Genomic DNA, 12792 nt, shown 5'->3' with positions numbered 1-12792 from the left:
TTATTTACTCTTTTTAAATAGTCGCTTGAATAACCCCTTTTTGTTTTCTTTTTCATCGTCTTTATCCGTCAGTTTATTAGATAATTCTTCTATCGATTTTGAAAGTGACGACCTCGGATGTGCGATGACGAATGGATTCCCTTGATTTAATGAAGAAACAACAACTTTATAATCACTTGGAATTCTTGAATATATACTCATACCTAAAATATTCTCAACCGTGCCTCTATTCATCCCTTCCATTTCCGCATCGCGGTTAAGGACGACTTTAATTCTCCCCTTTAAACCGAGCAGATCAAGCGTATCGATCGCAAGTTTCCCATTCTTAATCGTCGGCAAATCCATCGAAGTGATCAAAAATATTTCATCTGATTGTTCTAAAGCAACGAGCGTTGTTTCGATTAAAGCAGGAGGTGTATCGATAATGATAAAATCGTATTCTTTTTGTAACCGTTCTAATAAATGGCTGACGATCTCCCCTGTTACAATATCTGCAAATTCCGGGAGCGTAGGGGCAGGCATGACTTCAACACCACTTGAATGCTTCGTCATATAACTTAAAACCTCTTGTCTTTCCGTTTCATAAACTTCCTTAATCCAGTCGTAAATCGTTTTTTTCGGCTGAACATCTAACGAGATCGACACATCACCAAATTGAAGATCCAAGTCTACAATCGCAACACTTTTTTCTTCTTTCGCTAACGAGACAGCGAGGTTCACGCTAATCGTCGTTTTACCAACACCTCCCTTCGTACTACATACGGTCACAATCTTTCCTTCTTTTTCTTCCTTTTCTTCTTCAGGTAAATTTTCCATTTTATATTCGAGCACACTTGTCGCTTTATCCATAGCTTGCCTGATATCTTCGTCTTGCAAAGGAAGCGAAATCGTATCAACAGCTCCGACATACATGGCCTTTCGATAATCGATGTCATCTGTAATCAGTACAATGGCTGTCAGAGGGTATTTATAAGACAATTCTCCACATAAGTCATATACATCATAAGAAAAACCTTCATGCAAAAAGATGACCGCTGCTTCATCTGCGTGAATTTGTCGTTTAAAATTCTTTTCGGTAGAAAAATATTTAACAGATCGTCCTGTTTTACGAACTTGCACTTTAACCGGCTCGATCTCACTTTCCTTTTCCGATAAAACATGCCATTTCACTTTCATATTGATGACTCTCCTTTAATCAACAAGCTGCTCGATGGTGATTTGTCTTTGTCTGACGGTTTCTCCATCACCTTCTCCTCTTAACATCAGCACGATCGACGCATTCTCAGCAGCTAATGCCAGCGTAGCTCCTTGTTCTGGTGTCACTTCTAGTGTCACGGTCTCATATGGAACATAATCTTCTTCAACACCACGATTACTTGGCCCACCAACTGATAAAACGTAAATGTTTTGTAACAACAACTGCGAGGCTGGAACCTCCTCCTCTAATGAAGGAAGGAGTGAAACAACATCCACATAATCACCTGAACGAATAAATCCTGAGACACCTTCTGTTCCTGATACCGCAATCGATATGGCACGATATCCGTCAGCAATCGGTAATGCTGTCAAATCTTCTTCCTCTTCAGTTAGCTCTTCTTCAACAACGAACTCTTCCTCAACGATTTCTGAGTCTTGTTGATTGGTATCTACGAAAATGATCATCAATATGCCAGCCGTTATTAATCCGAATATACTTGCAATTAGCCACACTCGTTTATTCGTCATAGCTGCCCTTCCTTTGTTAACGATTATTCAACTAATTTATAAGCGTACGCACCATACTGATTGATCACTGGTGAAAACTCACCTGAAAATGCATAACGAATAAATCTTCCTGTAATCGGTGCTCCTTCATTGACTCTTCCGACACTGTCAATAAAAAATGAACCGAAACCAACGATTTCAAGACGATCAAAATTTCCTGGGGTGACTTCTCGATAAATCGGTACAATGACCACTAAAGGACAGTTATCAGGATGATCAAGGTGTGTCGGTTGTTTCCCTTGTTGATGATAAGGGCAATTGTTCATCCTCGTTTCAATCGCCCTCTGTGTTGGCCTTGCCATGTTTCCAGGTTCTGGACTGACTACATCCCCTACGGATAACGTACCTTGATGCCCCCGTTTTAAATCACCTTCATAATCATTCGACAATCGCAATGCCCCTAAAAAACTTGTGTCGCTACTACTCGGGCCAACCTTCATTTCTATTTGATCCCCAAAGGAAAACGTTTTCTCGCCGTAGGCCCCCAGAGGTATCGCTCCTTGTACAGAAGAGAGGGAACCAACTTGAGCTTTCGCTGTCGCGGACACGTCTTGATCGGAAAAGCCTAAAACTTTTGCAAATGTAAATGAAACATTACGGTTTGCTTCCGCATATAACGAGGTTCCATCATCTTGTAATTGAATCGATACTTCTCTATCAGCTAATTCATTTGAATATGCAACATCTTCAGCCGCTTCCATTGCCCGGCTCGGATTTTCAGGAAGGTTTTGCATGCCTGCTAACACAGCAAGGTCAACACCTTTTTGTAATTTAGATCGCTCTAAATAAAGGGATCCTCCATCAATCACTAATGCTAATAATCCCATCATGACCGTCATATAAAGTGCAACTAAAACAACGACTGATCCCTTTTCATTTTTTATGAATTTTTTCATGTTCACTCAATCCTTGTTACGGTTTGATTTCTGACGATAAGTGGATTTGGTAAGAAGTTGGACAAGACCGGTGTAATGGTATTAACAGGGTATGATAACTGGATCGTTGCGTACGATCCTCTGCTTCTTTGCGTTTGATTAGGGGTAATAACGATGTTGATTCTGCCAGAATCAATCCCTGTTGATTGATTTTGAATGACTGATGCTACATGGCTATCCGCAGAACCTATACTTACCTCACGAGCGGCTTCTCGACCTATATGATTTAATACCAAATTGGCATGAAAAATCCGACCAAAATCAACGATCGCAAATAATATAACGAATAGCAGAACTAAGGTAATCGCAAGTTCAACTGTCCCTTGTCCTTTTTTCGACTTCAATAAGTCCATTTATCCCCCTCCTAACCAATAAGAACAGAGGGTGCCTATAAATATCGCAACCCCATATGGAAAGGTTTGCTGTTTATATTGCTCAGCATTTTTCTTGATACTACTTTCAGTTTTTAACGTAAGTACAGAAATCATGCGCGCAATGACTTGTTTTATTCGCGTTGATTTAAGTAAATAAATCATCGCAATCATTCCACCAGCTATACATGTATAAATAAAAGCATAAAAAACAAAACTTGCCCCTTTTAATGTACCGATCGCTGCCAACAGCTTCACATCTCCTGCACCTATTCCTCCTAGAAAAAAAGGAACGAAAAGAACGATTAAACCAACGATAAATCCGAACCCACTAAATAACAGCCCGTCCACCCCACTTTCCCAAATATGATATGTAAAACCAAATAGGGTCGTGGGAAAAGTGATGAAGTTAAAAATTTTTCGGTACATGAGATCGGTGAAAACACTTGTCACTAATAAGATTATCAAGACAACATCGAGCATTAATTTTCCTCCTTGATAAAAAGCTCCCCTTTTCATGATTGATCACGAAAAGAGGAGCTTACATACCATTTATCTGGATTTAAACATTATGGAGTTGTATTAAACTGTTGCGTGATATTTTCGAAAAGCGCTGCTATTTGATCCCCTAAAAGCCCAAGAGCGACAACAGCCCCTACTGCAATTAAGGCTAGAATTAACCCGTATTCCGTCATCCCTTGTCCTTCTTCACGACGAACAAGGTTCCAAAGTAAATTCATCATTTGTAATCCCCCTTTATTGTTCAGTCTTCCGACCGTCAAATGATCTTATCCTTTATTCTTTCATTAACATGGATTTGTATGAATTGGATGGTCATTACTCAAAGAAGCACAATGGAAAGAACGCATTCTTATCATTTCCATTTCACCTCGGATCATTTCATCCATTTATTTACGTTAAATTAGGTCAGTAAATGAATAATACCACCATAGTGAAATAGATACTATAGGGGGTTACTGGGTAAAAAGGAAGGGATGTATATCAATTGGTAATTGAGAAAAGTGAAATCAGCGTTAAAACTTCCATTCAAGTTCAAGTGGCCGATACATTTGTAAAAAGATTTCGTGGTCTTATGCTTAAAAAAGAACCCATTCAACACGAAGGTCTGCTTCTATCCCCTTGTAATAGCATCCATATGTTTTTTATGCACTTTCCAATTGATGTCGTTTTTTTAGACCGAGAAAATACTGTTATAAAAACGGTAGAAAGTTTAAAACCTTGGCGAGTCACTTCAAGAATTAGAGGAGCGCACGCTTGTTTAGAACTTCCTGTTGGAACAATTGCCAAATATGATATTCGCGCCGGTTGGAAAATTTCTTTTAACGATTTAAAGCGGGACTAGCTATTTGCCAGTCCCGCTTCTCGTTTTTCGACTTCTGTTAATTCTCTCTTTGCGACATCTAATTGCCACGTTTGCATATCCTCAACTTCTATTACGTCTTCTGGTCCTTCCTTTTCCACAACATCAACGTAAAGAGTTTCCCCATCTTCTGACCAGCTCGGGTTAGAAAATTCGTACATATGCTCAACACCTAGATCTCTTAACTCAGTTAGTGAAATTACTTCTTCAGATCCAATATCGTATACATCAAAATGAGCAGATCCGACCCCACTTGCGATCCAAGAATAAGCGACATAATCTTCCGTAGGTGACCAGTACAAGTCACTAATACCTTCTATCGAACCATTTACGATATTTGCCACTGTAAAATCGTTCGTTTCAGTATTCATATATCCAACGACCGTATCTTCTGTAGCAACTGCATAGGGACGCTGTAAATAAACGGCACGTTGGCCTTGTTCACTTTCATCACTAAATTTGAGACGGTGGAAGAAATCTTCAGGTGAAAAACCTAACGCAACAATGGTCGCACCTTGTTCGTTTTTCACACCATCCCACAAAGTGCCCGCAGGAACTTCACTTCCATCTGCTAAAGTAATCTCCACGTTTTCAGCTAAATATGGTGCTTGTAAATCTGCCGTTTCCACCATTTCACCCTGATAATTCACTTGAACGGTTGTATCCTGATCAACCATATTTTCCTCATCTGCTTCTACAGTCACTTCATCTATTTGCTCAGCAACCGTTTGTTCATATAAATCGGCAACAGATGAAAAAAATGATCCAGGCTGTTCGATCGACTTAAATCGGAACGAATCTTCATCATCGTCAATTTCTTCTAGAACTAGCTCTTTTTTAGTTTCTTTTTGCTCAAATTCCTCGGCGTCTAACGTTTCAAAAAATACATCTTCAAACGAGACTTTTCCTTCATTTGCCGAACTTTTAATGTTCGTGATGACTTCATCTTCTAAGTGCTCAATGTCAGCTTTTGAAATTTCAGGGTACGACAAGAGCGCATCAACAAATATTTCTCCGCTTTCCTCGTCTTGTATCGCCTTTTCAACAGAAACATCAACTTGGTCAAACCATTCATTTGGACGAGGAATGTCGACACGATAATCACCAGACTGTAATTCTTTTTCTAATTCTTCATCGATATTCATCATAATCGATGAAGCAGACTGAGGGTGATAAACGTGTGGAAGTTTTTCCACAAAGAGGGAGACGTCTTCTGAGCGATCAATCCCTTCTCTTTCCTCAACCTCAGGTTCTTCATATTCACTCTCTTCTTGATTCTCCTCTGACTGAGCGCCTTCCGATTGTTCTTCTTCTCCACAACCTGAAGCGAGAATCAGAAGTGCCGTTAGGGCCACCGTCCATTTGTACGGTTTCACAGAAAGTTTTTTCGCTTTTCGTTCCATCATGATCCTCCTCACTCGTTTCTTTTTTAACATCATCTCCATTGAATAGCCAAACCAAAAAATAAGAAACATAACAAGAAAAGCGTAAGGCGCTTGGGTATCGGCGATGAGCACTGGAGAGCCGACAAGCAGAAGCGCTTTCTGCTTCAATTGTCGGCTTGAAGTGATCTCAAGCCGATAGCGCCTATAGCTAGACATTAGAAAAGCGTAAGGCGCTTGGGTATCGGCGATGAGCACTGCCTCTTCCTCTTCTAGCCTTGCTTTGTAGCGTATCCGTCGAGGCAAATCGAAGCTTATGCGCCGAAGTAAACGCTCTTTGGATGCATGGAAGTTAAGCCGATTTCTGCTTCGATTCTCGGATTGAGGTGATCTCGAGCCGATAGCGCCTATAGCTAGACATTAGAAAAGCTGAAACAACATCGATTTTCCTCAAAGGCAGGGATAACATGAAATTTCTTCAATTTTTATATAGACGTTTTCGAGATCATCGATTAATTGATCTAGGTGCACAATGCGCATATTACTTATTGTTATCGTTATTCCCTTTACTTATTTTTGCTGTTACGCTACTTTCTTACCTACCTTTTACATTCATGGAACTGTACACATTTTTAAAAACGGACTATATTCCATCTGAAGTTTTACAGGTTGTTGAAGACCAATGGACATTTATTACGCACCAAGAAAGAACAGGTGCATTATCATTCGGTGTCATTTTTACGCTTTGGACAGCTTCACTTGCGTTAAACGCGATACTTCGCTCATTAAACTTGGCTTACCATGTTACAGAAGAACGAGGGGTGATCCTTTCACGATTTATGTCAATTGGTTTAACAATCGTTCTCTTGTTAGTCGTTTTGGCTGCATTTTTGTTTCAAATTATCGGCGATCAATGGTCAAAGTATTTTGCTGTAGAATCGATCTTTTATAATAGTTATATATTCCGTTGGTTATTAACTTCCCTTTTGCTATTTGCTGTCTTTCTCATCCTTTATTTAGTTGGCCCTAACCTAAAGCTGCGATTAGGAGAAGTTTACATTGGTGCCTTATTCACGACGATCGGTTGGCAAATCGCAACGTTTGGATTTTCAGTTTACCTTGACCATTTCAACAATTTCACCGCTACTTACGGGACCCTTGGTGCGATCATCGCGCTTATCATTTGGTTTCACCTCACCTCGGTTTTACTTTTATTAGGTGGGGAAATTAACGCGATGCTAAAAGAGGATATTGATTAAGAAAGATATAGATCGTTTTACTTATTTGTTCTTTTCCTTTGAACAAGCAGCAACAAAAAGAACGCTAGAAATACCATCGATAGCACCCAATATAGCGCCAGTTCTGTCTGACCTGATTCTACAGCCAAATAAATAGCCGTTGGAATCGTTTGTGTCACGCCAGGAATATTGCCTGCAAACATAAGTGTTGCTCCGAACTCACCTAAAGCACGTGCAGCACCAAGAATATAGCCGACAATCAATAAGTCCCGAGCTAACGGGATAGTTACATAACGAAATATTTGATACTTGTTTCCACCTAGAACCTTAGCTACATCTTCTAACTCTGCGTCGACAGACTGAAAACCACTTTTGATCGTCTGATACATAATCGGAAAGGCGACAACGGAAGCGGCCATAACCGCTGCAGTAAAAGAGAAAACAATCGAACTGCTAAATATACTCTCATATAATCGACCAATCCAACTATCACGACCAAACATCCAAAGAAGCCCGAAACCCACGACAGTTGGAGGTAAAACAAGAGGTAATAAGAGGAGTGTCTCAACAATATTTTTTCCTTTAAACTTTCGTCGGCGCATCAACCAAGCCACGGCAACTGCGACGATAAACGTTGATATACTAGCTATAATTGTTACTTGTATCGATAAAAAAATTGGTGACCAAAAATCCATATTCCACCCACTCTTTATTAATCATTTAGAGATTGAAAGCCTGCGTTTTCAAAAAGCACTCGACCTTCCTGTTGTTGTATCCATTCGATAAATTGGTCAACGATATCTTGATTTTCTGCACGTTTTAATACAGCAGCGGGATAGATGATCGAATCAAATGAGGAGCGATCAATCTCATGAACGATTTCGACACTTTCGGCTGCGAGTGCATCGGTTTCATAAACGATTGCTGCTTCGACATTATTCGTTTCAACATAGGTTAAAGCTTGTCTTACATTACCAGCTAACAACAACCGGTCTTCCAAATCTGCCCAAACACCTTGGTTTTTCAAACTTTGCTTCGCGTACCGTCCCGCCGGTACAGTAATTGGATTACCAATCGCAATCTGATCGAAAGAACTTGTCGTCAAATCATCTATATCATTGAGTTCAAATGCACGTGATGCATTCATGACTACGACAAGGTCATTTTCATATAAGGCATATCGATCATCAACTAAGCCTTCCTCATCGATCATGTCGACATCACGAACCGATGCGGATAAAAAAATGTCGGTTGGTGCCCCGCGTGTAATTTGTTCACGCAGATTACCAGAGGAAGCAAAATTTAAAATTAATTCAACATCAGGATGATTTGCTTCAAATTCACGTTTTGCTTCTTGTAAAGGTACCATTAACGAAGAAGCCGCCGACACATTCAGCGTCCTTTTATTATCATCTGTACCACCTTGACAAGCCACTAGTGTCATTGCCAAACATGTCGCTAACATGCCATACATGATTTTTTTCTTTATGATCATCACATCACCTAATTTGTTAAGAACATCTTCAATTCGACAGAATGTTTTCTTTTTCCGCTTCACATTATACCATGGAGAATCTTTTTAAGGTATTGCAACTCAATTATCTGAATTATATGATAAAGTAATAGGCGTTTTTGTAACGAACAAGACATCGTTACAAAGTGCTTTCTTTAAACTGTTTTGCAACTAGGTGGTCGTCATGATGATAAAACGTGTATTCCGTTCTGGACTTATTGGTGCAAGAATTATAAAAACAGGGATTGCTGTTTTTTTGACATCTATGATCTGTCTTACTCTTAACCTTCCTGCAATCTTCGCTGTTGTTACCGCGATTGTTACCATTGAACCGACTGCATACGATTCATTACGAAAAGGTCTCATACGCCTTCCTGCTTCCGGATTAGGAGCGATGTTTGCTGTCTTCAATGTTTATATATGGGGAGAAGCAGCAATTTCTTATACACTAGCAGCAGTACTCACGATCTTCTCATGTCAAATATTACGCTTACAGGCTGGTACACTTGTCGCAACTTTAACAGCTGTAGCTATGATCCCTGATATTCAAGAACCATACCTTTTATCTTTTCTGACTCGTTTAAGCACAACGACGATCGGCCTTGTTGTGTCAGCAACAGTAAACTTTTTTATTCTTCCTCCAAAATATACACCCATGATCAGCAAACATCTACAAACTTCTTTTAGACAAGCTAGTCATGTCATTCATGAAACAACTGACCGAATTTTCACGCGCAAAAACTCCGATTATCCAACGCTCTCTGAAACGTACATTGAATTTCGACGAAGTATTGAAAAAATAAACGACCTTGCTCTTTTTCAAGAAAAGGAGTGGCATTACCACACTGTAAAAAGATCTGAATTAAAACGATTTAATCATTTAAAAGAAATTATTACATCTATGCAAAAGGTCGTCTTACATCTTGGAAACTTACAATACTTACATAAACCTATTTATTTAAATGACGAAGAGCAAAAAACGGTCGAAGAAGTTGTACTTTTGTTATCAACGATGATGGAAGACCCGAACAAGTCATTTTCTGATTATGATTATTACGTGATGAACGACTTGAATCATCACCTACAATTTGCTTATCAACAGAAAATCAACCCTCAAGATCACCATTATTTTAGCGATCGTACGGTTTTATTTTATGAACTTCTTTCTTTACACGACGCACTTGAAGAACTTCACGAAGCAATTACTCACATGGAAACAATCGATAAGGATTTCAACGTCAAGAATGTGAAAAATAAGTGAAACTTTAGCGAAATAACTTGACGATAATCGTCTTTTGCTATACATTTGTTAAATAACTTACCGAAATTAGTTGTGCTATTATTTTGAAAATTTCTTCGATAACATTCACTTCTAAAATGGATGTGAATGTTATTTTTAAGAATAAAATTTCTGTCAGTGTTCACATATTAAGATGAAAGGAGATATGTCATCCACAATGATCACTAAGGAAAAAAACCAGGCATTGTTACAAGCTGAAAAGTATGTTGAAAATGTTTATCATTCTCTCCAAGAGAGGAACCCTCACGAAAGTGAGTTTCTACAAGCAGTCAAGGAAATTTTCGACTCTCTCACCCCTGTTTTAGCAGCAAATCCTAAGTATATTGAAGAAAATATTCTCGAACGAATTGTTGAACCAGAGCGCTTAATTACCTTTAGAGTGTCTTGGATTGACGATAACGGGCAAGTTCAAGTCAACCGAGGATATCGCGTTCAATATAACAGCGCTCTCGGCCCTTACAAAGGTGGACTTCGCTTTCACCCATCCGTCAATACGAGCATTATTAAATTTCTTGGGTTTGAACAAATTTTCAAAAACTCTTTAACTGATCAACTGATCGGTGGAGGAAAAGGTGGTTCCGACTTCGATCCGAAGGGGAAATCTGACCGAGAAATTATGCGTTTTTGCCAAGCATTTATGTCAGAGCTTTGGAAGTATATCGGTGCTGATACAGATGTTCCTGCAGGTGATATCGGCGTTGGCGCACGAGAAGTTGGTTACCTTTACGGACAATATAAGAAATTACGTGGTGCTACGGAAGCTGGAGTATTAACTGGAAAACGTGCAGACTTTGGCGGAAGCTTAGTTCGAACAGAAGCTACTGGATATGGAACCGTATACTTCGTAGACGAAATGTTGAAAAGTAACGGCCATGATTTCACAGGCAAAACCGTTGTCGTTTCTGGATCTGGGAATGTTTCGATTTACGCGATTGAAAAGGCTCACGAATTAGGGGCAAAAGTCGTTGCATGCAGTGATTCTCAAGGTTATGTATATGACCCAGAGGGCATCAACCTCGAAACAGTTAAAGAACTAAAGGAAACAGATTGCCAGCGTATTTCAGAATACGTTTCGAAGCACCCACATGCTGAATTTTGCGAGAATTGCTCAGACATTTGGTCGATTCCTTGTGATATTGCACTTCCATGTGCTACACAAAATGAAATTAACGAGGAAGATGCGAAAAATCTTGTGAACAATAATGTGATCGCAATCGGTGAAGGTGCTAATATGCCATCAACATTAGAGGCGATCAATGTATTTCTTGAGAACAACGTCCTCTTTGCACCTGCGAAGGCTGCAAATGCTGGCGGTGTCGCTGTCTCAGCTTTTGAAATGGCTCAAAATAGCTCTCGTACGTACTGGAGTTTTGAAGAAGCAGATACGAAGCTACATGACACGATGAAATCCATTTATCAAGATTGTATGGAATCTGCTGAGAAGTATGGTCAATCAGGAAACTTAGTTATGGGAGCAAACATTGCTGGCTTTATTAAAGTCGCTGATGCAATAATCGAACAAGGCGTTGTTTAATGTCATAAAACAATGCAATAGTCATGGACGTAAATGGCCAAATGGCCTCTTAGCAAAGAGAAACAGAGAAAGTTACAACACGCTAAGGGGTTGATTCTTTCTCTGTTTCCCTGATTGATTTACTTTTCTCTATAGCTATAATCAGTTAACCTCAAGTCCATGATACAAAAAAGAACCAACCGTGAGTCAATAGTGGCTACGGTTGGTTCTTTTTTGTTCTAAGCATTTAATGAATATCACCGTCGATTCAGATGACTTATCATGAACGTTTCTTACAATTAAAAAAACCACCCGCTCCGAATCAGAACAGGTGGTTAGTAACAAGATTATGAAACATTAAACAAATTATGTATTGGTGGAGACGGTGGGAATCGAACCCACGTCCAGAGACAACGTCACTTGAGCTTCTACGAGCGTAGTCGATATATTAGCAATTCGCAGTCACATCAGCCTATCGACGGGCTTCCGTGCTGCTAGCCTGATTGTTCTCTTCTAGTCACCCCCAGGCGGAGAGTGGCTAGCGTATCCCACTATGAGTGAGTCCCTGCATCTCCACATGGGCGATGGAGAGAGGAACCGCTAGCAGACTATGCTGCTACTGCGAAATTTTCTTCTTGGTTGCCAACTATTGGCGGGGGTGTTTTTACGAGGACACCTACCTCGGCTCGCAACTCAAGCTCGTCCTATCCCTGTCGAATCCTGAACGTCCCCAAGATATAAAGGATATAGAACAAGCAAACTGTTGCTTTCGCTTGCTATTCTTTTGTGTGATCTCTCTTTCTGTATAAATGATTATAACATAGTCATCACAGACTGCAAATGGTGATTTTTACCAAGCACTTAAAACTATGCGCTAAATGATTTAAGAAAGAGCCAGAGCCGAACTCTGACCCATTTAACGTATACGACCTAACTGCTTATCTTTAAATGCCCGTTCGATTTCTCGCTTGGCGTCTTTACGCTTTAAATCTTCACGTTTATCGTATTTTTTCTTCCCTTGTGCTAAGCCGAGAAGGACTTTTGCGCGGCCACGTTTAATATAAATTTTAAGTGGTATCAATGTATATCCTTTTTCTTTCGTCAAACCAATCAATTCATTGATTTGTTTCCGATGCATGAGTAATTTCCGAGTTCGAACAGGATCATGATTATACCGATTCCCTTGTTCATATGGGCTGATGTGCATATTGTGCAAAAACACTTCGCCACGATCAACACGAGCAAATGAATCTTTTAAGTTCACCCGTCCCGCGCGAATAGATTTGATTTCTGTACCTGTTAGAACGATTCCTGTTTCGTATGTGTCTTCAATGGTAAAATCGTGACGCGCTTTTCGGTTTTGTGCCAAAACACGACCTTCTGTTGTTGCCATCG

The 12792-nt window shown here is 39.8% G+C and carries 14 protein-coding genes and 1 other RNA gene; 4 read left to right on the top strand and 11 right to left on the bottom strand.

Translation table 11 applies throughout. The features are described from left to right. From HNQ41_RS08180 to HNQ41_RS08155, 6 genes are all read right to left on the bottom strand, one after another. Positions 1 to 1176: a CpaE/TadZ family protein gene (locus tag HNQ41_RS08180; RefSeq protein ID WP_184663925.1), complete on the bottom strand. Its 1176-nt coding sequence runs from the start codon at positions 1174 to 1176 to the stop codon at positions 1 to 3. A gap of 15 nt (positions 1177 to 1191) precedes the next feature. Continuing rightward, complete coding sequence (cpaB, locus tag HNQ41_RS08175; RefSeq protein ID WP_184663924.1) at positions 1192 to 1725, bottom strand: Flp pilus assembly protein CpaB; 534 nt, start codon at positions 1723 to 1725, stop codon at positions 1192 to 1194. A gap of 23 nt (positions 1726 to 1748) precedes the next feature. Then, complete coding sequence (locus HNQ41_RS08170) at positions 1749 to 2660, bottom strand: pilus assembly protein TadG-related protein (protein WP_184663923.1); 912 nt, start codon at positions 2658 to 2660, stop codon at positions 1749 to 1751. Positions 2661 to 2662: 2 nt separating this feature from the next. Beyond that, positions 2663 to 3052 (bottom strand): TadE family protein, encoded by a 390-nt coding sequence (locus HNQ41_RS08165; RefSeq protein WP_184663922.1) that lies wholly within the window; start codon positions 3050 to 3052, stop codon positions 2663 to 2665. Further along, positions 3053 to 3553, bottom strand: a complete 501-nt coding sequence (locus HNQ41_RS08160) for an A24 family peptidase (protein ID WP_184663921.1) — start codon at positions 3551 to 3553, stop codon at positions 3053 to 3055. An 86-nt stretch (positions 3554 to 3639) separates the two neighbouring features. Continuing rightward, on the bottom strand, positions 3640 to 3813 hold the full coding sequence (locus tag HNQ41_RS08155; RefSeq protein WP_184663920.1) for a Flp family type IVb pilin: 174 nt from the start codon (positions 3811 to 3813) through the stop codon (positions 3640 to 3642). Between the two features lie 263 nt (positions 3814 to 4076). Between HNQ41_RS08155 and HNQ41_RS08150 the strand changes: the two genes are divergently transcribed. Then, positions 4077 to 4433, top strand: coding sequence for a DUF192 domain-containing protein (locus HNQ41_RS08150; protein WP_184663919.1), 357 nt, complete (start codon positions 4077 to 4079; stop codon positions 4431 to 4433). Here HNQ41_RS08150 and HNQ41_RS08145 read toward each other — a convergent pair. Then, the gene (locus HNQ41_RS08145; RefSeq protein WP_184663918.1) at positions 4430 to 6091 is read right to left on the bottom strand and encodes a hypothetical protein; all 1662 of its coding nucleotides are present in this window, start codon (positions 6089 to 6091) and stop codon (positions 4430 to 4432) included. The two genes, HNQ41_RS08150 and HNQ41_RS08145, sit on opposite strands and share 4 nt — an antisense overlap. Positions 6092 to 6300: 209 nt before the next feature. Here HNQ41_RS08145 and HNQ41_RS08140 point away from each other — a divergent pair, with 209 nt between their 5' ends. Further along, complete coding sequence (locus HNQ41_RS08140; RefSeq protein ID WP_184663917.1) at positions 6301 to 7092, top strand: YihY/virulence factor BrkB family protein; 792 nt, start codon at positions 6301 to 6303, stop codon at positions 7090 to 7092. A 17-nt stretch (positions 7093 to 7109) separates the two neighbouring features. On the opposite strand, the gene modB is transcribed toward HNQ41_RS08140, so the two are convergent. Next, complete coding sequence (gene modB, locus HNQ41_RS08135) at positions 7110 to 7766, bottom strand: molybdate ABC transporter permease subunit (RefSeq protein ID WP_184663916.1); 657 nt, start codon at positions 7764 to 7766, stop codon at positions 7110 to 7112. A 17-nt stretch (positions 7767 to 7783) separates the two neighbouring features. After that, a complete protein-coding gene (gene modA, locus HNQ41_RS08130) occupies positions 7784 to 8566 on the bottom strand; it encodes a molybdate ABC transporter substrate-binding protein (protein ID WP_184663915.1) in 783 nt (260 codons plus the stop codon). A 205-nt stretch (positions 8567 to 8771) separates the two neighbouring features. On the opposite strand from modA, the gene HNQ41_RS08125 reads away from it, so the two are divergent. Next, entirely contained in the window at positions 8772 to 9845 is a 1074-nt protein-coding gene (locus HNQ41_RS08125) for an FUSC family protein (RefSeq protein ID WP_184663914.1), read from the top strand. Positions 9846 to 10041: 196 nt separating this feature from the next. Further along, positions 10042 to 11418: an NADP-specific glutamate dehydrogenase gene (gdhA, locus tag HNQ41_RS08120; RefSeq protein ID WP_184663913.1), complete on the top strand. Its 1377-nt coding sequence runs from the start codon at positions 10042 to 10044 to the stop codon at positions 11416 to 11418. Between the two features lie 353 nt (positions 11419 to 11771). On the opposite strand, the gene ssrA is transcribed toward gdhA, so the two are convergent. Together ssrA and smpB are read right to left on the bottom strand one after the other, a co-directional pair. Further along, positions 11772 to 12129, bottom strand: a transfer-messenger RNA (tmRNA) gene (ssrA, locus tag HNQ41_RS08115). Between the two features lie 184 nt (positions 12130 to 12313). After that, complete coding sequence (smpB, locus tag HNQ41_RS08110) at positions 12314 to 12790, bottom strand: SsrA-binding protein SmpB (RefSeq protein WP_184663912.1); 477 nt, start codon at positions 12788 to 12790, stop codon at positions 12314 to 12316. Positions 12791 to 12792: the final 2 nt, after the last annotated feature.

Source organism: Texcoconibacillus texcoconensis (genome assembly GCF_014202575.1).
Classification (GTDB): Bacteria; Bacillota; Bacilli; order Bacillales; family Salisediminibacteriaceae; genus Texcoconibacillus; species Texcoconibacillus texcoconensis.
Note: the sequence above shows the minus strand (reverse complement) of the source record. Positions and strands in the feature narration are given on the sequence as shown.